Annotated in this window: 24 protein-coding genes; 12 read left to right on the top strand and 12 right to left on the bottom strand. The window is 61.4% G+C overall.

Annotation, left to right across the window (positions count from 1 at the left end):
* Positions 1-100 precede the first annotated feature (100 nt).
* Both NWV16_RS11715 and NWV16_RS11710 read right to left on the bottom strand, forming a co-directional pair.
* Positions 101-1,384 carry an arsenic transporter gene (locus NWV16_RS11715; protein ID WP_260523141.1) on the bottom strand — a complete coding sequence of 428 codons (1,284 nt, stop codon included), beginning with the start codon at positions 1,382-1,384 and terminating at the stop codon, positions 101-103.
* A gap of 100 nt (positions 1,385-1,484) precedes the next feature.
* Positions 1,485-2,042: an NADPH-dependent FMN reductase gene (locus NWV16_RS11710; protein ID WP_260523140.1), complete on the bottom strand. Its 558-nt coding sequence runs from the start codon at positions 2,040-2,042 to the stop codon at positions 1,485-1,487.
* Between the two features lie 185 nt (positions 2,043-2,227).
* Here NWV16_RS11710 and NWV16_RS11705 point away from each other — a divergent pair, with 185 nt between their 5' ends.
* Together NWV16_RS11705 and NWV16_RS11700 are read left to right on the top strand one after the other, a co-directional pair.
* The gene (locus NWV16_RS11705; protein ID WP_065261116.1) at positions 2,228-2,464 is read left to right on the top strand and encodes a hypothetical protein; all 237 of its coding nucleotides are present in this window, start codon (positions 2,228-2,230) and stop codon (positions 2,462-2,464) included.
* 85 nt (positions 2,465-2,549) lie between these two features.
* Positions 2,550-3,443, top strand: a complete 894-nt coding sequence (locus NWV16_RS11700) for a LysR substrate-binding domain-containing protein (RefSeq protein ID WP_260523139.1) — start codon at positions 2,550-2,552, stop codon at positions 3,441-3,443.
* On the opposite strand, the gene NWV16_RS11695 is transcribed toward NWV16_RS11700, so the two are convergent.
* The 3 genes from NWV16_RS11695 to dnaQ form a co-directional block, all read right to left on the bottom strand.
* Positions 3,409-4,023 carry a GNAT family N-acetyltransferase gene (locus tag NWV16_RS11695; RefSeq protein WP_260523138.1) on the bottom strand — a complete coding sequence of 205 codons (615 nt, stop codon included), beginning with the start codon at positions 4,021-4,023 and terminating at the stop codon, positions 3,409-3,411. The two genes, NWV16_RS11700 and NWV16_RS11695, sit on opposite strands and share 35 nt — an antisense overlap.
* Before the next feature lie 14 nt (positions 4,024-4,037).
* Positions 4,038-6,293: an Orn/Lys/Arg decarboxylase N-terminal domain-containing protein gene (locus NWV16_RS11690; RefSeq protein WP_260523137.1), complete on the bottom strand. Its 2,256-nt coding sequence runs from the start codon at positions 6,291-6,293 to the stop codon at positions 4,038-4,040.
* 155 nt (positions 6,294-6,448) lie between these two features.
* Entirely contained in the window at positions 6,449-7,201 is a 753-nt protein-coding gene (gene dnaQ / locus NWV16_RS11685) for a DNA polymerase III subunit epsilon (RefSeq protein WP_065261112.1), read from the bottom strand.
* Between the two features lie 187 nt (positions 7,202-7,388).
* Between dnaQ and NWV16_RS11680 the strand changes: the two genes are divergently transcribed.
* Entirely contained in the window at positions 7,389-7,694 is a 306-nt protein-coding gene (locus tag NWV16_RS11680; protein WP_260523136.1) for a DUF2388 domain-containing protein, read from the top strand.
* Here the strand turns inward: NWV16_RS11680 and rnhA are convergent, their stop codons facing one another.
* Positions 7,695-8,156, bottom strand: coding sequence for a ribonuclease HI (rnhA, locus tag NWV16_RS11675; protein ID WP_065261110.1), 462 nt, complete (start codon positions 8,154-8,156; stop codon positions 7,695-7,697).
* A gap of 91 nt (positions 8,157-8,247) precedes the next feature.
* Complete coding sequence (locus NWV16_RS11670) at positions 8,248-9,006, bottom strand: methyltransferase domain-containing protein (protein ID WP_085708596.1); 759 nt, start codon at positions 9,004-9,006, stop codon at positions 8,248-8,250.
* A gap of 65 nt (positions 9,007-9,071) precedes the next feature.
* On the opposite strand from NWV16_RS11670, the gene gloB reads away from it, so the two are divergent.
* The 8 genes from gloB (at position 9,072) to fabI (ending at position 19,767) form a co-directional block, all read left to right on the top strand.
* The gene (gene gloB, locus NWV16_RS11665; protein ID WP_260523135.1) at positions 9,072-9,839 is read left to right on the top strand and encodes a hydroxyacylglutathione hydrolase; all 768 of its coding nucleotides are present in this window, start codon (positions 9,072-9,074) and stop codon (positions 9,837-9,839) included.
* Positions 9,840-9,938: 99 nt separating this feature from the next.
* A complete protein-coding gene (locus NWV16_RS11660; protein ID WP_260523134.1) occupies positions 9,939-11,405 on the top strand; it encodes a transglycosylase SLT domain-containing protein in 1,467 nt (488 codons plus the stop codon).
* A 166-nt stretch (positions 11,406-11,571) separates the two neighbouring features.
* Positions 11,572-13,404 (top strand): extracellular solute-binding protein, encoded by a 1,833-nt coding sequence (locus NWV16_RS11655; protein ID WP_260523133.1) that lies wholly within the window; start codon positions 11,572-11,574, stop codon positions 13,402-13,404.
* The gene (locus NWV16_RS11650; protein WP_260523132.1) at positions 13,401-15,242 is read left to right on the top strand and encodes an extracellular solute-binding protein; all 1,842 of its coding nucleotides are present in this window, start codon (positions 13,401-13,403) and stop codon (positions 15,240-15,242) included. The genes NWV16_RS11655 and NWV16_RS11650 overlap by 4 nt, the downstream gene beginning before the upstream one ends.
* Before the next feature lie 4 nt (positions 15,243-15,246).
* Positions 15,247-16,320 (top strand): microcin C ABC transporter permease YejB, encoded by a 1,074-nt coding sequence (locus NWV16_RS11645; RefSeq protein WP_260523131.1) that lies wholly within the window; start codon positions 15,247-15,249, stop codon positions 16,318-16,320.
* A 1-nt stretch (position 16,321) separates the two neighbouring features.
* Complete coding sequence (locus NWV16_RS11640) at positions 16,322-17,341, top strand: ABC transporter permease (protein WP_260523130.1); 1,020 nt, start codon at positions 16,322-16,324, stop codon at positions 17,339-17,341.
* A 1-nt stretch (position 17,342) separates the two neighbouring features.
* Positions 17,343-18,953, top strand: coding sequence for an ABC transporter ATP-binding protein (locus NWV16_RS11635; RefSeq protein WP_260523129.1), 1,611 nt, complete (start codon positions 17,343-17,345; stop codon positions 18,951-18,953).
* A 19-nt stretch (positions 18,954-18,972) separates the two neighbouring features.
* Positions 18,973-19,767 carry an enoyl-ACP reductase FabI gene (gene fabI, locus NWV16_RS11630; protein WP_065260297.1) on the top strand — a complete coding sequence of 265 codons (795 nt, stop codon included), beginning with the start codon at positions 18,973-18,975 and terminating at the stop codon, positions 19,765-19,767.
* Between the two features lie 45 nt (positions 19,768-19,812).
* On the opposite strand, the gene NWV16_RS11625 is transcribed toward fabI, so the two are convergent.
* Complete coding sequence (locus tag NWV16_RS11625) at positions 19,813-20,676, bottom strand: LysR family transcriptional regulator (RefSeq protein ID WP_260523128.1); 864 nt, start codon at positions 20,674-20,676, stop codon at positions 19,813-19,815.
* 112 nt (positions 20,677-20,788) lie between these two features.
* Between NWV16_RS11625 and NWV16_RS11620 the strand changes: the two genes are divergently transcribed.
* Complete coding sequence (locus tag NWV16_RS11620) at positions 20,789-21,214, top strand: VOC family protein (RefSeq protein ID WP_260523127.1); 426 nt, start codon at positions 20,789-20,791, stop codon at positions 21,212-21,214.
* A 99-nt stretch (positions 21,215-21,313) separates the two neighbouring features.
* Here NWV16_RS11620 and NWV16_RS11615 read toward each other — a convergent pair whose 3' ends face one another.
* The 4 genes from NWV16_RS11615 to NWV16_RS11600 all read right to left on the bottom strand — a co-directional run bounded on the left by NWV16_RS11615 (position 21,314) and on the right by NWV16_RS11600 (position 25,556).
* The gene (locus NWV16_RS11615) at positions 21,314-22,279 is read right to left on the bottom strand and encodes a sensor domain-containing diguanylate cyclase (protein WP_260523126.1); all 966 of its coding nucleotides are present in this window, start codon (positions 22,277-22,279) and stop codon (positions 21,314-21,316) included.
* Positions 22,280-22,340: 61 nt separating this feature from the next.
* Positions 22,341-22,919, bottom strand: a complete 579-nt coding sequence (locus NWV16_RS11610; protein ID WP_260523125.1) for a hypothetical protein — start codon at positions 22,917-22,919, stop codon at positions 22,341-22,343.
* Position 22,920: 1 nt separating this feature from the next.
* Positions 22,921-25,083 carry a xanthine dehydrogenase family protein molybdopterin-binding subunit gene (locus tag NWV16_RS11605; RefSeq protein ID WP_260523124.1) on the bottom strand — a complete coding sequence of 721 codons (2,163 nt, stop codon included), beginning with the start codon at positions 25,081-25,083 and terminating at the stop codon, positions 22,921-22,923.
* A gap of 17 nt (positions 25,084-25,100) precedes the next feature.
* The gene (locus tag NWV16_RS11600) at positions 25,101-25,556 is read right to left on the bottom strand and encodes a (2Fe-2S)-binding protein (RefSeq protein ID WP_085708608.1); all 456 of its coding nucleotides are present in this window, start codon (positions 25,554-25,556) and stop codon (positions 25,101-25,103) included.
* Positions 25,557-25,671 lie beyond the last annotated feature (115 nt).

Raw genomic sequence — 25,671 nt, 5'->3', positions numbered from 1 at the left:
TCGCGAGCAAGCTCGCTCCCACAGGTCCAGTGTTCACCGCATAACCTGTGGGAGCTGGCTTGTCGGCCCGCCGCATCGCAGCGATTGAAGCCAACTTGCTCTAAAAGGATAACCGCACGGCGAGTGCCGCCAACGTAACCAAAAGAACTGGCACCGTCAGTACAATCCCGACCTTGAAGTAGTAACCCCAGCCAATCCGGATGTCCTTGCGCTCCAGCACATGCAGCCAGAGCAAGGTCGCGAGACTGCCGATCGGGGTGATCTTGGGCCCCAGGTCGCTGCCGATCACGTTGGCGTAGATCATCGCTTCCTTCACCACACCGGTCGCCTGACTCGCATCGATCGAGAGCAAGCCGATCAGCACCGTCGGCAGATTGTTCATGATCGACGACAGCAACGCCGTCAGCACGCCGGTCCCCATGGCTGCGCCCCACACGCCGTACTCGGCGAAGGCATCCAGCCAACCGGCCAAGTGATCTGTAAGCCCGGCATTACGCAGACCGTAGACCACCAGATACATGCCCAGGGAGAAAATCACGATCTGCCACGGTGCCTCTTTCATGACCTTGCGCGTGGAAATCCTGTGCCCGCGGGCGGCGATACCCAGCAGCAACGCCGCGCACACGGCCGAAATGGCGCTGATCGGAATGCCCAGCGGCTCCAGGGCAAAACAACCGACCAGCAGAATCAGCAACACCGCCCAGCCGGCGTAGAACGTGGCCTTGTCGTGAATGGCCGTTTCTGGATGTTCGAGCTGTTCAGGGTCGTAAGTCCCGGGAATGTCACGGCGAAAGAACCACAACAACACCGCCAGCGTGGCCGCGACGCTGACAAAGTTGACCGGAATCATCACCGCCGCATAGCGGTTGAAACCGATGTGGAAAAAATCGGCCGAGACGATGTTGACCAGGTTCGACACCACCAGCGGCAGGCTCGCGGTATCAGCGATGAACCCCGCGCCCATGACGAACGCCAGAGTCGCCGCCGGGGAAAAACGCAGGGCCAGCAACATGGAAATCACGATGGGCGTGAGGATCAGCGCCGCGCCGTCGTTGGCGAATAACGCCGACACCAGCGCACCGAGCAACACCATGAAGGCAAACAGCTTGCGCCCGCTGCCCCGCCCCCATCGCGCCACGTGCAACGCGGCCCAGGCAAAGAAGCCCGCCTCATCGAGCAACAGACTGATGATGATCAGCGCCACGAAAGTGCCAGTGGCGTTCCAGATGATCTGCCACACCAGCGGAATGTCGCTCAGGTGCACCACGCCGAAAATCAGCGCCAGAATCGCTCCGAAGGTTGCACTCCAACCGACCCCGAGGCCTTTGGGTTGCCAGATCACCAGGGTAATGGTCAGCAGGAAAATCAGTGACGCAGCAAGCATTCGCGACAGCCTTCAATAAAAGGGAAAGAATCAGACCACAAAAAAACCTGTGAGAGCCATCCCCCCACAGGTTCGTTATCGTGTCAGAAATGTTGCCGCTTCACTTCTTGTGTTGCACAACCCACTCGCCATAGGCATTGATGAAGTTTTGCAGGAACGGTTTGACCGACTCGTTCAGTTTGCCTGACTCATCGAACGCCGTACCGGCGCCGCCCAGGTAGGCTTCCGGCTGCTGCATGCAGGGCACGTTGAGAAAAACGAAGGACTGGCGCAAATGCTGGTTGGCGCCGAAACCGCCGATGGCACCCGGCGAGACACTGATCACCGCACCCGGCTTGCCGCCCCAGACACTCTTGCCATAAGGCCGAGAGCCGACGTCAATGGCGTTTTTCAGCGGCGCCGGCACCGAACGGTTGTACTCCGGAGTGACAAACAGCACCGCGTCGGATGACGCCACTTGCTGGCGAAAAGTGCTGTAGGCTGCCGGCGGTGCATCGCCGTCGATGTCTTCGTTATAAAGGGGCAGATCGCCAATTTCCACAATGTTCAGCTTGAGGTTGGCCGGTGCCAGCTCCGCCAGCGCCAGCGCGACCTTGCGATTGATCGAAGCTTTACGCAGGCTGCCAACCACTACCGCGACGTTATAGACATTGCTCATGGGAAGACTCTCGACTGTCCGTGGGAGGAGCCTGTAGTTATAGATGATCCGACGATGATTCAACCAGACGCCGAAAGATATTTCCCGCGTCTGGATTATTTTTTTCCTGTAGGAAAACTTACCGAGCTTGATGGCGGTCTACCAAGCCGCAAATCCAGCGTTTTATCTCCAGAGGTTCTAAGCAGATGGCAGCAGTACTCGTCGGTCAGTTCCATGCAAGAGATGCGGAAGGCCGCGTTTATTCCGTGCATGAGTTCCAGGAGTCCAACCCGTCGGCAGACGGATTTACCGGCATGGAGCCTGTTACCACCTACAAACTGGCGATTGGCGATCGGGTCAATAAAGTCGACGACAACGAGTTTCTGCTGGTGCAATCGGGGATCACGCTGATCCGCGAGCCTGAGCCGTCGATCGCTTCATAACCGATCGCTATGAGCAGAAGTCATCCGCGCCGAGTTGGGGTAGGATTCAGCCACTGACCCCAACGGCCGGACATGGACTTCACGCATGCGTTTACGTCATATCGAGGTGATTCAGGCGCTTTTGCAGACCGGGCACGTGGGCACCGCCGCCGAATGGCTGCAATTGCCGACGGGCGATGTCGAAGCGCGGTTGCGCGAAGCCGAAAGCCAGCTCGGGTTCATGCTGTTCGCCAGCGTGCGCGGACGCCTTCAGGCCACCGCCGAAGCCCGTGCGCTGCAAGTCGAGATCGCCCGCATCTATGACGCGCTGGAGCCGGTGCAACGACTGGCCAGCAGCCTGAAGCAATACCTGGCCCCGCCACTGCGCATCATCGGCACCCCGCCGCTGGCCCAACAGCTGTTGCCGCAAAGTCTCGCGGCATTGCGTCGACGTCTGCCGGACGTCCCTTGCACCCTGCTCAGCGAACCTACCCGCCACATCGTTCGCAGTCTGTTGCTGCGCGAGAGCGATCTGGGACTGAGCCTGCACGACCCGGAACACCCTGATATCCATTGCCAGGTCCTGGCCCAGGGCAAGCTGCAATTGCTGGCGCCCCACGGCTGGCTGCAACCGAAGCAGAAGTACATTTCGCTGCAGGATCTGGCGGGTCAGGCGATGGTCGGCCTCGAAGGCCAGGACCCGTTGAGCCCGGCGCTGGAGCATAAACTCCAGGCGCTGCGCCCGGCGCCGAGCATCCACACCCGGGTGCAGACCCACCAGATGATGCGCAGCATGGTCGAGGCCGGTGAAGGCCTGGCCATCGTCGATCCGTTCACTGCGCTGGGCGCGCGAACCAGCGGACTCGATACCTGCCCGTTGTCACCGGCGGTGCCGGTCAGCCTTCATGCGCTGACCTTCAAGCACGCGACACCGCCATCATCCATTCAGACCCTGCTCGGCATCGTCACGGAACAAGCCACGGCGATGCTGGCGAGCTGATCGGGTGTTCCAGCGGATTGTCGAACAGTCGATACCAGAACAACGCCACTTCGGCGGTGTTCGGGTCGATGCCGCGATAACGCAGATGGTCGATGCCGCCGATCACGTAACCACAACGCTCATACAAGCGACAGGCACCGAGGTTGTTGTTCTGGGTTTCGAGCATGATCCCCGGCAGCTTTTTCTTGCGGCTCCAGAACTGCGCCACGTCCAGCAAGGCTTTCGCCACGCCATGCCGACGTGCCGACGCATGCACCGCCAGTTCATCGATATGGGCAAAGCCGTTCCAGTTGGTACTGATGACCAGATGCCCCACCGGCTGGTCTTCCAGATAAGCCATGAAAATCGCACTGTCGATCGCATCGCGGAAACTGCTGAATTCTTCAGGGTCGATGCCGTAGCACTTGCGATACGGCACGATCGGCGTCACGCGCCACTGCGCGACGGGCTTGCCGATTTCGGCCGCACCATAGGCGGCGACCTCGAAACTGAAGTCGCTGCCCCAGATATAGGCGGCAAAGCCGTCATCGGCGACACGCACTGACAGCCCCGGGGATTTTGGATTCATGACCGGTTGCATGTTGGTAAAGGCCCTCATTCCTTGACGCAATCGACGGTGTAGTGCCGTCCATTGCCCTCGTCTTCGTGTTGCAGTCCGTGCACATCGACCACGAACCCCGGAAAGCTCGCATCGAACGTGCGGGCAAATTTCAGGTAATCGATGATCGACCGGGTGGCTTCGGTAAAACGCTCGCCGGGCATGATGAGCGGGATTCCAGGCGGGTAAGGCACCAGCATCACCGCTGCCACCCGTCCTTCCAGCTCATCGATCGGTACCGCCTCGACTTCACCGCGCACCAGTTGATCGTAGGCATGGGCCGGCTTCATGGCGATCTCCGGCAGCACGGTGTACATGCGTTTGAGGTGCCTGGCGGTGGCATTGCTGCGATAACAGGCGTGGAGCTGGTCGCACAGATCGCGCAGGCCCATGCCGCGATAGCGCGCCGGATCCTCCTGGGCGACACACTTCAGGCAGGTGTCGAGCCTGACATTGGCGTCGTAGCTGCGCTTGAACTCCAGAAGCTCGGTCAACAGCGTGCTCCACTTACCCTTGGTGATGCCCATGGAGAACAGCACCAGGAACGAGTACAGCCCGGTTTTCTCCACCACCAGCCCGCGTTCCCACAGAAAACGACTGACCACCGCTGCCGGAATACCCCTGTCGCTCAATGCGCCGCCAGCGGTCAGGCCAGGCATCACCAACGTGACCTTGATCGGATCGAGCAGCACGTAGTCGTCGCTGACCTCGCCAAAACCATGCCAGTCCGCCTCCGGCTTCAGCAGCCAGTTGTCGGTCTGCACCCGGTCGATGCCCTCGACCCCGGGCGGCTGCCAGATCGAGAACCACCAGTCACTGGCGTCGATGTGTCCACGAAGGTTGGCCAGCGCCCGGCGAAAGCTCAGGGCCTCATCGAAGGTTTCCTGCAACAGCGAACGCCCGGCCGGGCCTTCCATCATGGCCGAGGCCACATCCAGTGACGCAATGATGCTGTACTGCGGCGACGTCGAGATGTGCATCATGAATGCTTCGTTGAACCGGTCTCGGTCCAGTTGCCGGGCTCCGCCGTCCTGCACATGAATCATCGAGGCCTGACTGAACGCCGCCAGCAATTTATGGGTGGAATGGGTGGTGAACACCAGCGGACTGTCGGCGCTGCGCGAGGTGGCCATGCCATAGCGCCCGGCAAAGAATTCGTGAAACGCCGCGTAGGCGTACCAGGCTTCATCGAAATGCAGCACCTCGACGCTGTTGCCCAGGTTCTGCTTGATCAGTTCGGCGTTGTAACACAGGCCGTCGTAAGTGGAGTTGGTGACCACCGCGAGTTTGACTTTCGGCTCGCGGCCCTGGGTCAACGGACTCGCATCGATCTTGGCCTGAATCGATTCGCGACTGAATTCGCTCAGCGGAATAGGCCCGATGATCCCCAGTTCGTTGCGTTCCGGGCACAGGTACAGCGGGATCGCGCCGGTCATGATGATCGCGTGCAGCACCGACTTGTGACAGTTGCGATCCACCAGCACCAGATCATCGCGCCCGACCATGGAGTGCCAGACGATCTTGTTGGCGGTCGAGGTGCCATTGATCACGAAAAAGGTGTGATCGGCGCCGAAATTGCGCGCGGCTCTCGCTTCGGCCTCGGCCAGTGGCCCGGTGTGATCGAGCAGCGAACCCAGCTCCGGCACCGACACCGACAAGTCCGAGCGCAGGGTGTTCTCCCCGAAAAACTGGTGAAACGCCTGCCCCACCGGGCTCTTGTGATACGCCACCCCACCACCATGGCCCGGGGTGTGCCAGGAGTAGTTGGAATCGGCCGTGTGCTGCACCAGCGCCCTGAAGAACGGCGGCAGCAACCCGTCCAGATACTTGCGCGCTGCCCGCGCCACCTGCCGGGCGAGAAACGGCACGGTGTCTTCGAACAGATAGAGAATGCCGCGCAACTGATTGAGCTCGGCCATGGCATCGGCCGGGGCGTTCTCCAGCGTGACCTGCTCACCCAGCGCAAAGATCGGCAGATCCGGCGCCCGTACACGGGCCAGACCGATCAGTTCGGCCATGTTCTGCAGCAGATGGGAATGGGCGCTCGCGTCTTCGGCGGCGATCAACATGCACGCCAGACCATGATGGGTCGATGCGACCAGCCTGCCCTCGGCGTAGTCCGTGGCCGAAACGACGCTGAAACCTTCCTGCTCCAGTTCATGGGCGATACCACGAATGCGCTCGCCGGCAACCGTGTCAGCCTTGATGTCGCGATGAACGATCAACACCGGAAATTTCAGATCTTTGTACATGGGGCACGGCGTCCTGAGGCGGCGGAGAGTGGTCTGCCAATGTCCTCAGGGTAGAAGGTCGAAGCGGATGTGGCGAGAGTGGCCAGTTGTCAGTACTGCCAAAAACAAAAGGATCGTCCGAAGGCGCTCAACACCGCCGGACGATCCTGTGATCTTCAAGCCTGGGATTCGGCTTCCAGCAATTGCGTCCACAAGGCCGGTGCGCCAGCGGACTTGGCGATGATTTCCAGCCGCACCTGATGCTCCGCCAGTTCGGCTTCGGTGGCGCGAATGATCCGCCCCGGCTTGCGATCCGCCGGCAGACGACGGATTTCGGTGGCCGAGTTGTCCGCGCCCTCGCCCGCACCGTCAGTGGCATTGCCCGCCAGCGAGAGGCTGGTCTGGCCGCCGGTCATGGTCAGGTAGACGTCGGCGAGAATCTCCGAGTCGAGCAATGCGCCGTGCAGCTCACGGCCGGAGTTGTCGACGCCATAGCGTTTGCACAAGGCATCGAGGCTGTTGCGCTGACCCGGGTGACGTTCCCGGGCCATCATCAGGGTGTCGAGGATCGTGCAGTGCTGCGTGATGTCGGCACGATCGTGCTGCCCCATCAGGGCGAATTCGTTGTTGATGAAGCCAACGTCGAACGCCGCGTTATGGATGATCAGTTGCGCGCCGTTGATGAATTCGAAGAACTCGTCGGCCACTTCGGCGAAACGTGGTTTGCCGACAAGGAATTCGTTGGTGATGCCGTGGACGCCGATCGCGCCCTCGTCACTTTCGCGATCCGGTTGCAGGTAGACGTGAAAGTGCCGGCCCGTCAGGCGTCGACCGATCAGCTCGACGCAACCGATTTCAATGATCCGGTGACCATCGGTCACCGGCATGCCGGTGGTTTCGGTATCGAGTACAACGGATCTGGTGGCCATCAGTGTTCAGCTCTCAACGGTCAATCGTGCAAAAGCGGCGATGTTAACACGCCGGCGGCGCGCGTCGCGTCCCGCCGGGTGATCGGCGCTCATGCAGTTTTTAACAATCATTAGCAATCTTCATAAAGTCTGGGGCAGACCGGCTTGTTAGCGTGCGCGGCCTGTTTATCACGGACTCGGACACCTCATGAAGACTGCACGGTTTCTATTGCTCGGCGGCTGCCTGCTGATGACTCAAGCATACGCCACCAGTTTCGTCGTCAGCACCGACATCACCCTGAGCCTGACACTCAGCGCCAGCAAAGGCACCAGCGGTTCGTTCAAGGATGACAAGATCGTGCTGGCCGCCAGGGACGATGCGGCGGCCTTCGTTGGCAGCGACGGGGACATTCGTGGCGCACAGATGGAAGCGGCACTCCAGCGGATTCGCAGCCTGTTTCCGGAGCTTTCCGCCACTGACCTGCAGCTGGCGGAGGCCATACTGATGCTGTAATCAGCCCTGCTTCAAACCGCGCACTTCATCCACCCCGCGATTGGCCAGCTGGTCGGCCCGCTCGTTGCCGTGGTGGCCGATGTGGCCGCGGACCCACTTCCAGGTGACCTTGTGGCGATTGACCTGCTCGTCCAGCTCCTTCCACAGGTCGGCGTTCTTGACCGGCTCCTTGGCGGCGGTTTTCCAGCCGCGCTTCTTCCAGTTGGCCATCCATTCGTTGATGCCTTTCATCACATATTGCGAGTCGGTCACCAGCAGCACTTCGCATGGACGCTTGAGGGCTTCCAGGCCGCGGATCGCGCCGAGCAGTTCCATGCGGTTGTTGGTGGTATTGGCTTCGCCGCCCCACAGTTCCTTTTCGACGCCCTTGCACACCAGCAAGGCGCCCCAGCCACCTGGGCCGGGGTTGCCCTTGCAGGCGCCGTCGGTGAACAGTTCTACGCTATCGAGGCTTTCGCTCATGCCAATCCATCCAGAAAAATGCGTGGTCTCGCCGATCAAGGATCGACGACGACCGGGGCCGGGACGGACCCGGCCGCTATAAAAAGAAGGTTTACGGTTCGATACGGCGACGATTGACCTTGGCCATCGGCAGTGGAATCAGCTTGCCCATCGGCTCGCGACGCTCCTGGCGTACAGGGCGCAGGCCGACCACGATCTTGCGCGCGACCAGCAGGTAGAAACCGCCGCCCGCCAGTTGCCAGTCGCCGGCCTTGCGTTCCCAGCCGGCCAGACGGGCCTGCCACTTGGGTGACGCGAGCGGCGGACGATAGCACCCGAAGCGGCGTTTCTCCAGCGCGAAGCCCAGCAGGTTGAGCCAGTCGGCGACCCTTGATGGCGAGATGCAACGGGCCTGATGCAAGGCATCATGAGCGAAGACATGACGCAAGCCCCAGGTGCTCCAGGGGTTGATCCCGACAATCAACAGATGCCCGCCGGGGCGCACGCTGCTGGCTGCTTCACGCAGCAGGCCGTGGGGCGACAGGCAGAAGTCCAGACCATGCTGCAACACCACGACGTCGGCGGCGTGTTCGCTCAAGGGCCAGGCCTGCTCTTCGCAGACAATCTCCACCCCCGGCAACGGTGCACCGAGGCGAACGTTGCGCTGCACTTGCGGTGCCGACGGCGGTGTTTCGGCGGAAGGACCGTAATGCACCAGATAGCCACCGAAAAAACGGCCGAGCTCGTCTTCGAGCATGCGCCGCTCTTCATCCAGCAGAAATTGCCCGAGGGGGCCGGACAACCATTCCCGGGCCGCCCCGATCAGTGCAAGCCAGTCAGGATCGGCCTGAGCGAACGCTTTATCGATCATTGCATTCTCCAACACGCCAGGAACCTCTAAGATGCGCCAATGTTACCCGCTTGGCGAATCCGAAGATGATACAGATCAGTGCCCTGCCCGCCTTCACCGACAACTACATCTGGTTGTTACAGGATCATGCCACCCAGCGCTGCGCCGTGGTCGATCCGGGGGATGCCACACCCGTGCAGGCGTGGCTTACCGCGCATCCGGGCGGGGTGCTGGGCGACATCCTGATCACCCATCATCATCACGACCATGTCGGCGGCGTCGAGGCGCTCAAGAAAGCCACGGGAGCGACGGTCTACGGGCCGGCCAGTGAAAGCATTCCGGGGCGGGACGTCGCGCTCAAGGACAACGACAAGGTCCGCGTGCTCGGCTGGGATTTCGATGTCTACGCCGTTCCCGGCCATACCCTGGGGCACATTGCCTATTACCATCACGGGCTGCTGTTCTGCGGCGACACCCTGTTCGCCGCCGGCTGTGGCCGCTTGTTCGAAGGCACGCCGGAACAAATGCACCGCTCGCTCGGTCGCCTGGCAGCCCTGCCGGAAGACACGCTGGTCTACTGCACTCACGAGTACACCCTGAGCAACCTGAAATTTGCCGCCGCCGTGGAGCCGGGCAACCCGGACATTGCCGCCCGTCTGGAAAAAGTCAGTCATCAGCGGCAGAACGGCGTCATGACCCTGCCCTCGACCATTGCCCTGGAAAAGCTCACAAACCCGTTCCTGCGTACCGGTGAAACATTAGTTACACAAAAAGTGGACGAACGGAACGGCGCTCAAAACCGGGCGCCGAGTGAGGTTTTTGCGGCGCTGCGAGCCTGGAAAGATAAGTTCTAAGCCGTTCACTACCTGGTACAAAAACCTTGAACGGTTGACCGCAGGGGGTGCGCTTTCTAGAATCGCCCGACATTTTTGCCCGGAACTTACTTCCAGCCAATGTCGTCATCCATACGTAAGTCCGTCAATTCAGACGCATTGACCCGCCTGGCGCAAGCCATCGCGGTGGCTGTGTCCGCCACGCTGGCGGGCTGTTCAAGCCATGCTCCGCAGACTGAAGCGACCCATACGCCGAACATGGCTGCGCGAGCCAAGCAGAAACCCATCTGGTTGTCCGAAAAGCCCAGCCCGCAGGTGCCCCAGGACATCTGGGCCCGCATGCGCAACGGTTTCCAGCTGCAGGAAGGTCTGGGCGTGAACCCGCGCATCGAGCAACAGCGCCTGTGGTTCGCCAGCAATCCATCCTTTCTCGAAAACGCCGGCGAACGCGGCAGTCTCTACATTCATTACATCGTCGAGCGCCTTGAAGAACGCAACATGCCGCTGGAACTGGCGCTGCTGCCGGTCATCGAGAGCGCCTACAACCCGATGGCCTATTCCCGCGCCGATGCGGTGGGTCTGTGGCAGTTCATCCCGTCTACCGGGCGATCTTTCAATCTGCGTCAGACCCGGTTCTACGATGGCCGTCGCGACATTACCGCCTCGACCACCGCGGCGATGGACTACCTGACCCGCCTGCACGACATGTTCAACGGCGACTGGCTGCTGGCCCTGGCCGCTTACAACGCCGGCGAAGGCACGGTCAGCCGCGCCATCGAACGCAACGAACGACTGGGCTTGCCGACCGACTACTGGAACCTGCCGCTGCCGGCGGAAACCCAGGCCTATGTGCCGAAACTGCTGGCTCTCTCGCAAGTGGTGCTGGCGCCTGAGGCCTACGGGGTCAACCTCAACCCGATCGCCAACGAACCTTACTTCCAGGTCGTCGAAATCAACCAGCGCATGGACCTGTCCAAGGTCGCGGCGGTGGCCAACATCGACGAAGACGAGCTGTTCCAGCTCAATCCGGCGTTCAAGCAGCGCACCACCATCGACGGCCCGCAGCATCTGTTGGTGCCGACCTCGAAGGCGCAACTGCTGACTGCCAGCCTGCAGACCATGCGTCCTGAAGAGCTGATCAGTCCCCGCTCGCTGAAGCCGGTGTTCGAAGGCGCAGATCCGACGGAAGTCGCCCAGCTCAAACGTGCCTACCGGGTCAAGCGTGGCGACAACCTCGGTTCCATCGCCAAGGCCAACAAGGTCGAGGTCAAGGACCTGCAACGCTGGAACAAGCTGAACGGCAAGCACCTCAAGGTCGGTCAGACCCTGGTCATGCAGGACACCACCAAACGCACCCCGGTGCGCAAGACCGGCGGTCGCATCAACACCGTGATCGCGGCCAACACCAAGGCCAAAGGCAAGGACGACAGCAAGCAGCAGACCCAGTACAAGGTCCAGCGCGGCGATACGCTGTACGTGGTGGCCAAGCGCTTCAACGTCGAGATGCAGCATCTCAAGCGCTGGAACCCGGGCGCCGGCAAAGCGCTCAAGCCTGGGCAGATGCTCACTGTCTACCAGCCGCACTGACAAAAGAGCCCCTGAATTTCAGGGGCTTTTTTTCGTCTGTCATTTTTTGCTGTCGAGGCAGGCGACTTCCACAATTGACCGCACATCAGGCCCCTGTCTTTTTCCTGTCCATACAAGCTGTTACTGTACGGCCCACAAAGCCCAAGCCGCCTGGATCGGATCTGACTTGAAGCGTCCCCTCCTCCTGCTCCTGATCAGCCTGGCCTTGAGCTCCCCCGTCAGCGCGACGATCACCGAAAGCCACGGTTATGCGCAGTTCGGCACGCTCAAGTACCCGGCCAGATTTACCCACTTTGACTGGGTCAACCCGCAAGCGCCCAAGGGCGGCACATTGCGGGTGATGGCGTTTGGCACCTTCGATACGCTCAACCCCTACACCTTCAAGGGCACCAGCCCGGTCACCACCCCGAATTTCCTGCAGTACGGCATCAACGAGCTGAACGAACCGCTGATGGTCGGCACCGGCCAGTACTCGCCGTCCGGCGATGAGCCGGCGTCGAGCTATGGCCTGATCGCGCAATCGGTGGAATACAGCGAAGATCGCAGCTGGGTGGTGTTCAACCTGCGTCCGGAAGCACGCTTCCACGATGGCACGCCGATCACCGCCTATGACGTGGCGTTCTCCTATCGGACGCTGCTCAAGGAAGGTCATCCGCTGTACCGCACGGCGCTGCAGGAAGTGTCTCGGGTCGACATCCTCAACCCGCAGCGCATCCGGTTCATCATGAAGCGTTCAGGCAATCCGTTGCTGATCCTGCGCCTGGGCGAGTTGCCGGTGCTGCCCCAGCATTACTGGAAGGGGCGCGACTTCAAGGCGACCACCTTCGAACCGCCGCTCGGCAGCGGGCCGTACCGCATCACCTCGGTGACGCCGGGGCGCCAGCTGATTTTCGAGCGGGTCAAGGATTACTGGGGCAAGGACTTGCCGGTCAATCGCGGCAAGTACAACTTCGATCGCATGGAAGTCGAGTTCTACCGCGACAGCGACGTGGCCTTCGAAGCGTTCAAGGCCGGCGAGTTCGACATCTATATCGAGCATCAGGCGAAGAACTGGGCCAACGGTTATAACTTTCCTGCGGTACGCCGTGGCGATGTGATCAAGGCGCAGATCCCGCATCAGATCCCGACCCAGAGCCAGGGCCTGTTCATGAACACCCGGCGAGCCACCTTCGCGGACGTCAAGACCCGTGAAGCCCTGGGCCTGATGTTCGACTTCGAGTGGACCAACCGCGCGCTGTTCAGCGATGCCTACCAGCGCACCACCAGCTACTACCCGAACAGCGAATTCAGCGCCGGCGGCCTGCCCGTCGGCCACGAATGGCTGATGCTCAAACCCTACAAGGATCAACTGCCGGCGCGGCTGTTCACCGAGCCGTTCACGTTGCCAAAGACCGACGGGCGCGGCATTCCCCGGGAAACCATGCGCAAGGCCCTGGCCCTGCTGGCCGAGGCCGGCTGGAAGCTCAATGGTCAGCGCCTGCAGAACGCTGCGGGCCAGCCGCTGAGTTTCGAACTGCTGCTGGTCAACCCGAACCTGGAGCGCATCCTCCAGCCGTACATCGAGAACCTCAACAGCATCGGCATCGACGCGCGCTTGCGCACGGTGGATCGCGCCCAGTACAAGCAACGCCTGGATCAGTTCGATTTCGACATGATCCTGATGACCCTCAACCAGACCCTCAGCCCGGGACTGGAGCAGTGGCAGTACTTCCACTCCAGTCAGGTCGGGATCAAGGGCAGCAAGAATTACGCGGGTATCGCCAACCCGGTGGTCGACCACCTGCTCGAGCAGTTGCTCGCCGCCCGCACCCGCGATGAACAGGTCGCTGCGGGCAAGGCCCTGGACCGCGTACTGCTCTGGCAGCACTACAGCATTCCCAACTGGTACCTCAATTATCACCGTCTGGCGTACCGCAACCGGTTCGCTTTCGTCACTACGCCGCCCTATACCCTGGGCCTGAGCGCGTGGTGGCTGAAATCTTCGGAGAAAGATCAATGAACGCCATCCGTACCCTGCTCGTGCAGGCTTGCGGCCTGTTGTTCGCCGGGCTGGCCTGCGCCGCCCCGCAGCACGCCGTGACGCTGTACAACGAGCCGCCGAAATACCCGGCGGACTTCAAGCATTTCGATTACGTCGACCCCGATGCCCCCAAGGGCGGGATCTTCCGTCAGGCCGGCTTCGGCGGTTTCGACAGCCTGAACCCGTTCATCAGCAAAGGCGTGCCGGCCGATGACGTCGGGCAGATCTACGACACCCTGACCCGGCACAGCCTCGATGAGCCGTTCACCGAATACGGCCTGATCGCCGGCAGGATCGAAAAGGCTCCGGACAACAGCTGGGTGCGTTTCTACCTGCGCCCGGAGGCACGCTTCCATGACGGCCACCCGGTACGCGCCGAAGACGTGGTGTTCAGCTTCGAGACCCTGACGAAAGAAGGCTCACCGATGTTTCGCGGCTACTACAGCGATGTCGAGGAAGCCGTCGCCGAAGATCCGCTGACGGTGCTGTTCAAGTTCAAGCACAACAACAATCGCGAACTGCCGCTGATTCTCGGCCAGTTGCCGGTGCTGCCGAAGCACTGGTGGGCCAGCCGCGATTTCAACAAGGGCAATCTGGAAATCCCGCTGGGCAGCGGCCCGTACAGGGTCGCCGAAGTGAAGGCCGGGCGATCGGTGCGTTACGAGCGGGTCAAGGATTACTGGGGCAAGGACCTGCCGGTCAATCGCGGGTTCTACAATTTCGACGTGATGACCACCGACTACTTCCGCGACAACACCGTCGCCCTGGAAGCGCTGAAGGCCGGGCAGTTCGACTACTGGCTGGAAATGACCGCAAAGAACTGGGCCAACGCCTACAACATCCCGGCCGTCACCGAGGGCCGTCTGGTCAAGGAACTGATCCCCAACGGCAACCCGACCGGCATGCAGGGCTTCGTCTTCAACCTGCGCCGTCCGCTGTTTCAGGACGTCCGGGTGCGTCAGGCACTGGGCCTGTTGCTCGACTTCGAATGGACCAACAAGCAATTGTTCAACAGCGCCTATGTGCGCACCCGAAGTTATTTCGAAAACTCGGAAATGGCCGCCACCGGCCTGCCGGACGCCGATCAACTGGCGATCCTCGACCCGTTCCGCCGTCAGCTCCCGGCGCAGGTGTTCAGCGAAGCCTTCGAAAACCCGAAAACCGATGGCAGCGGCATGATCCGCCTGCAGCAACGCGAGGCTTATCAGCTGCTGCAAGAGGCCGGCTGGAAGATCGTCGACGACAAAATGGTCGACACCCGCGGCAAACCGGTGGTCATCGAGTTCCTGCTGGCCCAGACCGAATTCGAGCGGGTGTTGCTGCCGTTCAAGCGCAACCTCGCAGACCTTGGCATCGACCTGGTGATCCGCCGCGTCGACGTCTCGCAATACGTCAACCGTGTGCGTTCGCGGGATTTCGACATGATCGTCGGCAGCTTCCCGCAGTCCAATTCACCGGGTAACGAACAACGGGAGTTCTGGATGAGCGCTGCCGCCGACAAGCCCAGCAGCCGCAACTCCATGGGCCTGAAAGACCCGATCGTCGATCACCTGGTGGAGAGTCTGATCAACGCCGACTCACGCAAAAGCCTGGTGGCCCACGCCCGGGCGCTGGATCGCGTGCTGCAATGGGGTTACTACGTGATACCGAACTGGCACATCAAGAGCTGGCGCGTGGCGTACTGGAACCACATCGGCCATCCGAAAGTCTCCCCCAAGTACGACATCGGCATTAATACCTGGTGGATCAAACCCGACACGAAGCCGGCGGTAGAAGTGCAAACCCAACTGCAAGCCGACCCTGTGGGCACGGAGTAATCAGATGCTGGCGTATATTTTTCGGCGACTGTTGCTGATCATCCCGACCCTGTTCGGCATTCTGCTGATCAACTTCGTGATCATCCAGGCCGCCCCCGGCGGGCCGGTGGAACAGATGATCGCCAAGCTCGAAGGCTTCGAAGGCGCCACCAGCCGCATTGCCGGCGGCGGTGCCGAAGTGTCGGTGGCCGGCTCCGCCTATCGCGGCGCGCAAGGTCTGGACCCGGCGCTGATCAAGGAAATCGAGCACATGTACGGCTTCGACAAGTCGGCGCCGGAACGGCTGTGGATCATGGTCAAGAACTACGCGCGGCTGGATTTCGGCGACAGCTTTTTCCGCGACGCCAAGGTCATCGACCTGATCAAGGAAAAGATGCCGGTGTCGATCTCGCTGGGGCTGTGGAGCACGCTGATCATGTACCTGGTGTCGATCCCGCTGGGGATCGCCAAGGCCACGCGGCACGGCAGCCATTTCGACGTCTGGACCAGTTCGGCGATCATCGTCGGCTACGCGATCCCGGCGTTCCTGTTCGCCATCCTGTTGATCGTGGTGTTCGCCGGCGGCAGTTATCTGGACTGGTTCCCGCTGCGCGGCCTGACCTCCAACAACTTCGATGAGCTGAGCCTGGGCGGCAAGGTCCTCGATTACTTCTGGCACCTGGCGCTGCCGGTGACGGCGCTGGTGATCGGCAACTTCGCCACCATGACGCTGCTGACCAAGAACAGCTTCCTCGACGAAATCAACAAACAGTACGTGGTCACCGCCAAGGCCAAGGGGCTGACGCGCAATCGCGTGCTCTATGGCCACGTGTTCCGCAACGCGATGCTGCTGGTGATCGCCGGTTTCCCGTCGGCATTCATCGGCATTTTCTTCACCGGCTCCCTGCTGGTGGAAGTGATCTTCTCCCTCGACGGTCTCGGCCTGATGAGTTTCGAAGCGGCGATCAACCGCGATTACCCGGTGGTGTTCGGCACCCTGTTCATCTTCACCCTGCTGGGTCTGGTGGTGAAACTGATCGGCGACCTCACCTATACCCTCGTCGATCCGCGCATCGACTTCGCCAGCCGGGAGCATTGAGATGAACCTGTCCCCTCTCAACCGCCGGCGCTTCGAGCTGTTCAAGGCCAACAAGCGTGGCTGGTGGTCGCTGTGGCTGTTCCTGATGCTGTTCGGCCTGAGCCTCGGCGCCGAGCTGATCGCCAACGACAAGCCGCTGGTGGTGCACTACGACAACAACTGGTACTTCCCGGCGATCAAGCGCTACCCGGAGACCACCTTCGGCGGCGAATTCCCGCTGGAAGCCAATTACAAGAGCCCGTACATCCAGGAACTGCTCAAGGCCAAGGACGCGTGGGTGCTGTGGGCGCCGATTCCATTCAGTTACCAGAGCATCAACTACGATTTGAAAGTCCCGGCCCCCGCCCCGCCCTCGTCGGTCAACCTGCTGGGTACCGACGATCAGGGCCGCGATGTGCTGGCGCGGGTGATCTACGGCTTCCGTATCTCCGTGCTGTTCGCCCTGACGTTGACCGTACTCAGCTCGATCATCGGCGTGATCGCCGGTGCCTTGCAAGGCTTCTATGGCGGCTGGGTCGACCTGGCCGGCCAGCGCTTTCTGGAGATCTGGTCGGGTTTGCCGGTGCTGTACCTGCTGATCATCCTAGCCAGTTTCGTCCAGCCGAATTTCTGGTGGCTGCTGGGGATCATGCTGCTGTTCTCGTGGATGAGCCTGGTGGACGTGGTGCGCGCCGAGTTCCTGCGCGGGCGTAACCTCGAATACGTGCGGGCGGCCCGGGCGCTGGGGATGCAGAACGGCGCGATCATGTTCCGTCACATTCTGCCCAACGCCATGGTCTCGACCATGACCTTCATGCCATTCATCCTGACCGGCGCCATCGGCACCCTCACCGCCCTGGATTTCCTCGGTTTCGGCCTCCCGGCCGGCAGTCCGTCGCTGGGTGAACTGGTGGCCCAGGGCAAATCCAACCTGCAGGCGCCGTGGCTGGGCATGAGCGCGTTTGCAGTGCTGGCGCTGATGCTGAGCCTGCTGGTGTTTATCGGCGAGTCCGCTCGCGATGCCTTCGACCCGAGGAAGTGAAATGAATCAGGACAATCTGATCGAAGTCCGCGATCTCGCCGTCGAGTTCGGTACGGGTGATCGCACGCACCGGGTGGTCGAGGGTGTGAGTTTTGACATCAAGCGTGGCGAGACCCTGGCGCTGGTGGGCGAATCCGGCTCGGGCAAATCGGTGACGGCGCACTCGATCCTGCGCCTGCTGCCCTACCCGCTGGCTCGCCACCCTGCCGGCAGCATCTCCTACTCCGGGCAGAACCTGCTGGAGCTGAGCGAAAAGACCATTCGTCACATCCGAGGCAACCGGATCGCGATGATCTTCCAGGAGCCGATGACCTCGCTCAACCCGCTGCACTCCATCGAAAAACAGATCAATGAAGTGCTCGGCATCCACAAAGGCCTGACCGGCAAGGTCGCGACCAGGCGCACACTGGAGCTGCTGGAAATGGTCGGCATCCCCGAGCCGCACAAACGGCTCAAGGCCCTGCCTCACGAGTTGTCCGGCGGCCAGCGCCAACGGGTGATGATTGCCATGGCGCTGGCCAACGAGCCGGAACTGCTGATCGCCGACGAACCGACCACCGCGCTGGACGTGACCGTTCAGCTGAAAATCCTCGACCTGCTCAAGCAATTGCAGGCCCGATTGGGCATGGCGCTGCTACTGATCAGCCACGATTTGAACCTGGTGCGAAGAATTGCGCATCGCGTATGTGTCATGCAGCGCGGTTGCATCGTCGAACAGGCATCGTGCGCAGAACTGTTCCGTTCTCCGCAGCATCCGTACACCCGGGAGCTGCTGGCGGCGGAGCCCAGCGGAGGCCCGGCGAGCAATGAAATCGGCGCGCCGCTGTTGCAGGTCGAGGATTTGAAAGTCTGGTTCCCGATCAAGAAAGGCCTGTTCAAGCGCACGGTGGATCACGTCAAGGCCGTGGACGGCATCAACTTCAGCCTGCCTCAGGGTCAGACTCTGGGCATCGTGGGAGAAAGCGGTTCGGGCAAGTCCACCCTCGGTCTGGCCATTTTGCGGTTGATCGGCAGCCAGGGCGCGATCCGTTTTGAAGGCAAGCAGCTAGACTGCCTGACGCAGAACGAGGTTCGTCCGTTGCGTCGGGAGATGCAGGTGGTGTTTCAGGACCCGTTCGGCAGCCTGAGTCCGCGGATGTGCGTGAGCGACATCGTTGGCGAAGGTTTGCGGATCCACAGGATGGGCACCGCCGCCGAACAGGAAGCGGCAATCATTGCGGCATTGAAGGAGGTAGGTCTGGATCCGGAAACCCGGCACCGCTACCCCCACGAATTTTCCGGTGGGCAACGGCAGCGTATCGCCATTGCCCGGGCCCTGGTGCTCAAGCCGGCGCTGATCCTTCTGGACGAGCCGACTTCGGCCCTCGACCGGACGGTGCAGCGGCAAGTGGTGGAGCTGTTGCGTTCACTGCAAGCCAAGTACAACCTGACGTATTTGTTCATCAGTCATGATCTGGCTGTTGTGAAAGCGCTGAGCCACCAATTGATGGTGGTCAAGCATGGCCAAGTGGTCGAACAGGGAGACGCGCAAAGTATTTTTGCCGCCCCCCAACATCCGTATACACAGCAGTTGCTGGAAGCCGCTTTTCTGGCACCAGCCACTGCGCAATAACCTGAAAGAGGAGCAACACATGGGTTTTCTCGCCGGTAAGCGCGTACTGATCGTCGGTGTCGCCAGCAAGCTGTCCATCGCATCCGGCATCGCTGCCGCCATGCATCGCGAGGGCGCTGAGCTTGCCTTCACTTATCAGAACGAAAAACTGAAAGGTCGTGTCGAAGAGTTCGCAGCAGGCTGGGGTTCCAGTGCGGAACTGTGCTTCCCGTGCGACGTGGCCAGCGATGCGGAAATCGCCAAGGTCTTCGAAGAACTGAGCAAGAAGTGGGACGGCCTGGACTGCATCGTGCACTCCGTCGGCTTCGCACCGGGCGACCAGCTGGACGGCGACTTCACCGAAGTCACCACCCGTGAAGGCTACCGCATCTCCCACGACATCAGCGCCTACAGCTTCGTCGCCCTGGCCAAGGCCGGTCGCGAAATGATGAAGGGCCGCAATGGCAGCCTGCTGACCCTGTCCTACCTGGGCGCCGAACGCACCATGCCGAACTACAACGTCATGGGCATGGCCAAGGCTTCGCTGGAAGCCGGCGTACGTTACCTGGCCGGTTCCCTGGGCCCGGAAGGCACCCGCGTCAACTGCGTATCGGCCGGCCCGATCCGCACCCTGGCCGCTTCCGGCATCAAGAGCTTCCGCAAGATGCTGGCCGCCAACGAAGCGCAGACCCCGCTGCGTCGCAACGTCACCATCGAAGAAGTCGGCAACGTCGGCGCCTTCCTGTGCTCGGACCTGGCGTCCGGCATCAGCGGTGAAATCACCTACGTGGACGGCGGCTTCAACACCACCGCCATGGGCAACATCGAAGAGTAATCTTCGGACTGCCGATAAAAAGCCCGCCAGAACCGGCGGGCTTTTTCATGCCTGCAATTCCAGGCAATGAGCGAACAACCGCTGAATCGGCTGACTGCGCTGGCTGTAGCGCTGCAACAGCACCATTTCGCGATAGAACGTCAGCTCACCCAGTTCGATCACCCTTACCTTCAACGGATGCTCCAGCCACAGCCCGGCCCTGGGCAGCAATGAAACGCCAAGCCCGAATTCGACCATCTTCACGATCGCTTCCAGCTCATCCAGCTCCAGCGCTACGTGGACGTCTAGCCGCTGCTCACGCAGAAACCGCGTCACCAGCCGTCCGCCAAACGAATTGCGGTCGTAGCGCACGTGAGGATGCTCGGCCAGCAATTGCAGCGGATCGTCACCTTCGACGTCGGGCGGCACGATCAGCACGAACGGCTCGCGCCGTATCACCTGCGCCGACAGCTCCTTGGGCAATTCGAACGGTGGCTTGATCATGATCGCCAGATCGACTTCCCCGGCATCCACCTGGCTCAACAGATTCAGCGACACACCCGGCACGAGTTTCGGCTCCACGCCCGGCGCCTGTTGCCGCAAGCGAAGCAAGGCCTGAGGCAACAGTCCGGTCTGTGCGGTGGCCACGGCGCCGATTCTCAGCTCGCCGCGAAACTCGCTGGCGTCTTCACTGATCGCCATGCGGCTGAAAGTGGCGAGCATTTCCTGCGCCATCGGCACCGCGCGCTGCCCTGCCGGATTGAGGATCGCCTGCCGCCCGGTGCGATCGAACAGTCTTGTGCCCAGGGTCTGTTCCAGATTGCGGATCTGCGCGCTGACCGCCGATTGCGTCAGGCCGACATGCAGGCCCGCCGCGGCAAAGGTGCCGTGCTGCGCCACCGCCAGAAAAGTTTTGAGTTCACGCAGCATGGGCACCTCGATTGATCGAAATAATTTGAGCTCGGCGCAAAAATTATCGTCTTTCAATCGAAAAGCACAGCGCTAGACTCAGTTCTTCCCAACCGTTGGTAGAGACCGCCCCATGTCACTCAGCCCTTTCCATCTGGCCATTCCCGTATACAACCTCGCCGCCGCCCGGCATTTTTACCGTGAAGTGTTCGGCCTCGAAGAGGGTCGTTCCAGCGATCACTGGGTCGACTTCAATTTCTTTGGTCATCAACTGGTGATTCACCTGGCGCCGAAGAACGCCTCGCAGGAAGCGGCCCACACCAATGCCGTGGACGGGCATGACGTGCCGGTGCCGCATTTCGGTGTGGTGCTGGGGATGGAGGAATGGCACGCCTTGGCCGAGCGCCTGAAATCGCTGGGCACGCGGTTTGTGATCGAGCCGGGGATTCGCTTTCAGGGCCTGGTGGGCGAACAGGCGACGATGTTTTTGTTCGACCCGTGCGGCAATGCGCTGGAGTTCAAAGCGTTCAAGGATATCGGGCAGTTGTTTGCCAAGTGACTTTGCGGCGTTCATCCGGGCGCCATCGCTGGCAAGCCAGCTCCCACAGTTTGAAATGCATGCCCTGTGGGAGCTGGCTTGCCAGCGATGAGGTCGGCACTAACAACGCTTCAGCGCCTGTTTGTGCTCATACATCGCCGCATCTGCATCCACCAGCAGTTTGTCCACCGTTGCATGCCGTCGCGGGTCGTATTCGATCTGTCCGACACTGAAGCGGATCGCGTAACCCCGGTGCAACGTGGCATTGCGCTCTTCGAGAATTTCCTTGAGTCGCACCATGATTCGGGTGGTTTCCACGTGACTTGAGCCGGTCAGCAAGGCCACGAACTCATCGCCACCCAGCCGCCCCACCACATCGCTCTCGCGAAAGGCAATGCGCAGTACATCGGCGAACGTCTTGAGTGCACTGTCGCCCTCGGCATGCCCATAAAGATCGTTGATCTGCTTGAAATCATTCAGATCGAAAAACAGCAGCGTCGCCGGTTTTTCCATGCGTGCACAGGCGTCCAGCGCATGCTGGGCCAGCATCTTGAAGCCACGACGGTTGGACAGCAGTGTCAGTTCGTCCATGCTCGCCATCTGCACGGCCATCAGTTCCTGCTCGGCCATGCCGGCCAGATCGCGCAACAAGGCGCGTTCTTCATCGTCAAGATCGCGGGGTTTGGTGTCGATCAGGCACAAGGTGCCCATCTTGTTGCCGTCGGGCACGGTCAGCGGGTAACCGGCATAGAAACGGATCTTCGGCTCCCCCGTCACCAGCGGGTTGTCATGAAAACGCTCGTCCTCTCGGGCGTCAGGCACCAGCAGGAGTTCATCCTTGAGAATCGCATGACCGCAGAATGAAACCGAGCGCGGCGTTTCGGTGGTGTCCAGGCCCACGCAGGACTTGAACCATTGCCGCTCCTTGTCCACCAGCGTGACCAGCGCGATCGGTACATTGAACAGGCGCCTGGCCAGACGGGTCAGGCGATCGAAACGCTCTTCAGGGGCGGTGTCCAGAAGATTCAATCCGTGCAACGCCTGTATACGTGCTGCTTCATTAACGGGTTTGCCTGGGACCAGCATCACAGTTTCCCTTGTTGTCAGAGACCTTCAGCGTAGCTCGATTCCCTGGCGACTCAAACCCTCATCCCCCCGCGACCGGGCATGGGCCGCCCGCATCCGCCCAAAGCTTGAACTGGGTCACGAAGATATCGTGGGGCACCGGCACCGGTTGTCGCCCTGCACCGGGGTTCCAGCCCCAGAGCACCAGTTTGTCCTCGCTGACGTGCTTGATCAGCGCGGCGAAATCCCGGTCTCCGTTACTGCTGCGGTCCTTGATCATCGCGCACAAGCGATCCGGCGGCAGGCCGATCCAGGCCATCTTGTGCGAGGCCGGCGGCAGGCTCCAGTGCGGCGCACCGGGCGGTGCATGGGGGCCGTAGCTGGCCGGTGGATTGCTTTGCGCGTGGCAGGTGGCGCAAGGCAAACCGGCGGCGCCCTTGCCGTCCATGCCGCGTACCACGTTCATCCCGTGAGGCGTGCCGGCGTCGAACTGCAACGGTGAATCCCCGGGGATATGGCAGTTCTGGCAACGCGGGCTCTGGAAGACCTTTTGCACTGTGCCGAAGGCTTTCAAGGCTTCCTGATCGTCAGCGAACAGATCCGAGGCGTAACCGCCCAGACCGACCAGGATCACGGTGCCCAACAGCAAATGACGTTTCATCTCACACCCCCGACAGTTGCAGCGGCAGTTCCCGCAGACGCTGCCCGGTCAGGGCGAACACTGCGTTGGCCACCGCCGGCGCCGTGGGAGGCACACCGGCCTCGCCGATGCCGCCGGGCTTGTCGGTGCTCGGCACGATATGCACCTCGACCACCGGCATCTCGTTCAGCCGCAACACTTGATAGTCGTGATAGTTGGATTGCACGACCTGGCCATCCTTGAGCGTCAGCTTGCTGTGCAGCGCCATGCCCAGACCGAAAGTGATGCACGACTCCATCTGCGCCGCGATGCTCTGCGGATTGACCGCGATCCCGCAATCCACCGCGCACACCACCCGGTGCACTCGGATCTTCAGATTGTCCTGGGACACCTCGGCCACTTGCGCCACGTAACTGCCAAAAGATTCGTGTACCGCCACGCCTAGCGCATGCCCATCCGGCAACGGCGCTTTCCAGTCGGCCTTCTCCACCGCCAGATTCAACACGCCGAGGTGCCGGGCATGGTCCTTGAGCAGCGCTCGACGGTACTCCACCGGATCCTTGCCGGCCGCCGTGGCCATCTCATCGATCAGCGACTCCATGACAAACGCGCTGTGGCTATGGCCCACCGAACGCAACCACAGCACGTTGATCCCGGTGGCCGGCGAATGCAGATCGACTTGATGATCCGCCAGTCCCTGAATGTACGGACTGTCGGCCACACCCTCGACCGAGGTCTGGTCGACGCCGTTCTTGACCATGGTTTGTTCCAGCATGGTGCCGGCCATGATCGACTGCCCGACCAGCACGTGCTGCCACGCCAGCGGCATGCCGTCGGCGCCGAGGCCGATTCGCGCCTGATGCAGGAACATCGAGCGGTAGTAGCCGCCGCGAATGTCGTCCTCCCGCGACCACACGGTTTTCACCGGCATCGCGGCAGCCTTCGCCACTTGCACCGCTTCGGCGACAAAGTCCGACGTCGGGTTGGCCCTGCGCCCGAAGCCGCCGCCGAGGAATTCAGTGTGGATTTCCACCTGCTCCGGTTTCAGCCCGGTGATCTTGCCGGCAACCATTTGATCGAGCGTTTGGAATTGAGTACCGGTCCAGATCTCGCATTTGTCGGCGGTGATTTTCACCGTGCAATTGAGCGGTTCCATCGGCGCATGAGCCAGATACGGCACGCTGTACTCGACATCGATTTTCTTCGCAGCCTTGCCAAAACTGCCCTTGGCGTCGCCAGCCTGACTGGCGGGAATGCCCGGTGTGGCGGCGAGTTTGCGGAAACTCGCCAGCAGCTTTTCGCTACTCAGATCCGCGTGCGGCCCCAGATCCCAATCGACTTTCAATGCATCACGACCGAGCTTCGCCGCCCAGTAATGATCGGCAATCACCGCCACCCCGGTCGGCACCTGCACCACTTTGCGCACGCCGGGAATGGCCAGCGCCTGCGCACCTTCGAAGGATTTGACGCTGGCCCCGAACACCGGCGCCCGAGCGACCATGGCCGTCATCAAGCCGTCGAACTGCACGTCCATGCCGAACCTGGCACGACCGGTGATTTTCTCCGGGGTGTCGAGACGTCTGGTGGGTTTGCCGATGACTTTCCAGTCCTTGGCCTGTTTGAAAGTGATCGACTTCGGATCCGGCACCGGCAGTTGCCCGGCGGCGTCCGCCAGTTCGCCGTAGGTGGCGCGCTTGTCACCGGCAATCACCACGCCGGATTCGGTGCGAATCGTCGAAGGTGCCACGTTGAAACGCTTGGCCGCCGCCTCGATCAACATGTGCCTCGCCGTAGCGCCCGCAAGTCGGTAGCGGTCGAACTCCATCCAGGTCGAGGTCGAACCGCCGGTGATCTGCATTCCGCCAAACGCCGGCATGCCGTAGTCGGCAGCCGAGGCCGGCGAATGCTCGACACGGATCTTCGACCAGTCGGCATCCAGCTCTTCGGCGATCAGCATGGTCAGGCCGGTCCAGATGCCCTGGCCCATTTCCGAATGCCCGAGCAGCACGGTGACGCTGTTGTCCGCCGCAATGCGCAGAAACGCGTTCGGCGCAAATACCTTGCCTTCATTTTCCGCCGCCGTGGCAAACCGGTTGGCGCCGGGCACCATGAAGGCCACGACAAGACCACCGCCCAACACGGCGCTGCCCTTGAGAAATCCGCGACGGGATACAGGACTGTTCATCGCTCACCTCCCCTCGCTCAGCCGATGTCGGCAGCACGTTTGACCGCGGCGCGGATTCTTGGATACGTGCCGCAGCGGCAGATATTGCCGGAGAGCGCCTGATCGATGTCGCTGTCGGTGGGTTTGGGGATCTTCGCCAGCAACGCGGCGGCGGACATGATCTGCCCGGACTGGCAGTAGCCGCACTGCACCACGTCCAGCTCCGCCCAGGCCTGTTGCACCGGGTGCGAACCATCGGTCGACAGACCTTCGATGGTGAGAATTTTCTGGCCATGGGCGACGGCGGTTGCCGGCGTAATGCAGGAGCGCAGCGGCGCGCCATCGACATGCACGGTGCAGGCCCCGCACTGGGCCATGCCGCAACCGAACTTGGTGCCGGTCAGGTGCGCGACATCGCGCAGAACCCAGAGCAACGGCATGTCCGCGGGGACATCGAGCTCCTGATCCTTGCCATTGATGTTCAAGGTCAGCATCGGGGATTTCCTCAGACTCACGGTGTTCTGAAGGGGGCGCGGCTACAGCCGTCAATGCTGTGCCCGCCTCGGCTTATCCCTTTCAGCTAAGCGCATTTTCATCCAACGACCAGCC

It is taken from the genome of Pseudomonas sp. BW7P1, from assembly GCF_024981055.1.
GTDB lineage: Bacteria > Pseudomonadota > Gammaproteobacteria > Pseudomonadales > Pseudomonadaceae > Aquipseudomonas > Aquipseudomonas bananamidigenes.
The sequence above is the reverse complement of the archived record's forward strand: the minus strand, read 5'-3'. Positions and strand labels throughout refer to the sequence as shown.

Bases quoted from the DNA above. Each gene is read 5' to 3' on its own strand.
- rnhA (WP_065261110.1), bottom strand. From the start codon at position 8,156: ATGAGCGAAAGCCTCGATAGCGTAGAACTGTTCACCGACGGCGCCTGC.
- NWV16_RS11650 (WP_260523132.1), top strand. From the start codon at position 13,401: ATGAACGCCATCCGTACCCTGCTCGTGCAGGCTTGCGGCCTGTTGTTC.
- NWV16_RS11640 (WP_260523130.1), top strand. From the start codon at position 16,322: ATGAACCTGTCCCCTCTCAACCGCCGGCGCTTCGAGCTGTTCAAGGCC.
- NWV16_RS11600 (WP_085708608.1), bottom strand. From the start codon at position 25,556: ATGCTGACCTTGAACATCAATGGCAAGGATCAGGAGCTCGATGTCCCC.
- NWV16_RS11625 (WP_260523128.1), bottom strand. From the start codon at position 20,676: ATGCTGCGTGAACTCAAAACTTTTCTGGCGGTGGCGCAGCACGGCACC.
- fabI (WP_065260297.1), top strand. From the start codon at position 18,973: ATGGGTTTTCTCGCCGGTAAGCGCGTACTGATCGTCGGTGTCGCCAGC.
- NWV16_RS11635 (WP_260523129.1), top strand. From the start codon at position 17,343: ATGAATCAGGACAATCTGATCGAAGTCCGCGATCTCGCCGTCGAGTTC.
- gloB (WP_260523135.1), top strand. From the start codon at position 9,072: ATGATACAGATCAGTGCCCTGCCCGCCTTCACCGACAACTACATCTGG.
- NWV16_RS11620 (WP_260523127.1), top strand. From the start codon at position 20,789: ATGTCACTCAGCCCTTTCCATCTGGCCATTCCCGTATACAACCTCGCC.
- dnaQ (WP_065261112.1), bottom strand. From the start codon at position 7,201: ATGGCCACCAGATCCGTTGTACTCGATACCGAAACCACCGGCATGCCG.
- NWV16_RS11710 (WP_260523140.1), bottom strand. From the start codon at position 2,042: ATGAGCAATGTCTATAACGTCGCGGTAGTGGTTGGCAGCCTGCGTAAA.
- NWV16_RS11690 (WP_260523137.1), bottom strand. From the start codon at position 6,293: ATGTACAAAGATCTGAAATTTCCGGTGTTGATCGTTCATCGCGACATC.
- NWV16_RS11700 (WP_260523139.1), top strand. From the start codon at position 2,550: ATGCGTTTACGTCATATCGAGGTGATTCAGGCGCTTTTGCAGACCGGG.
- NWV16_RS11695 (WP_260523138.1), bottom strand. From the start codon at position 4,023: ATGCAACCGGTCATGAATCCAAAATCCCCGGGGCTGTCAGTGCGTGTC.
- NWV16_RS11670 (WP_085708596.1), bottom strand. From the start codon at position 9,006: ATGATCGATAAAGCGTTCGCTCAGGCCGATCCTGACTGGCTTGCACTG.
- NWV16_RS11615 (WP_260523126.1), bottom strand. From the start codon at position 22,279: ATGCTGGTCCCAGGCAAACCCGTTAATGAAGCAGCACGTATACAGGCG.
- NWV16_RS11715 (WP_260523141.1), bottom strand. From the start codon at position 1,384: ATGCTTGCTGCGTCACTGATTTTCCTGCTGACCATTACCCTGGTGATC.
- NWV16_RS11610 (WP_260523125.1), bottom strand. From the start codon at position 22,919: ATGAAACGTCATTTGCTGTTGGGCACCGTGATCCTGGTCGGTCTGGGC.
- NWV16_RS11660 (WP_260523134.1), top strand. From the start codon at position 9,939: ATGTCGTCATCCATACGTAAGTCCGTCAATTCAGACGCATTGACCCGC.
- NWV16_RS11605 (WP_260523124.1), bottom strand. From the start codon at position 25,083: ATGAACAGTCCTGTATCCCGTCGCGGATTTCTCAAGGGCAGCGCCGTG.
- NWV16_RS11680 (WP_260523136.1), top strand. From the start codon at position 7,389: ATGAAGACTGCACGGTTTCTATTGCTCGGCGGCTGCCTGCTGATGACT.
- NWV16_RS11705 (WP_065261116.1), top strand. From the start codon at position 2,228: ATGGCAGCAGTACTCGTCGGTCAGTTCCATGCAAGAGATGCGGAAGGC.
- NWV16_RS11645 (WP_260523131.1), top strand. From the start codon at position 15,247: ATGCTGGCGTATATTTTTCGGCGACTGTTGCTGATCATCCCGACCCTG.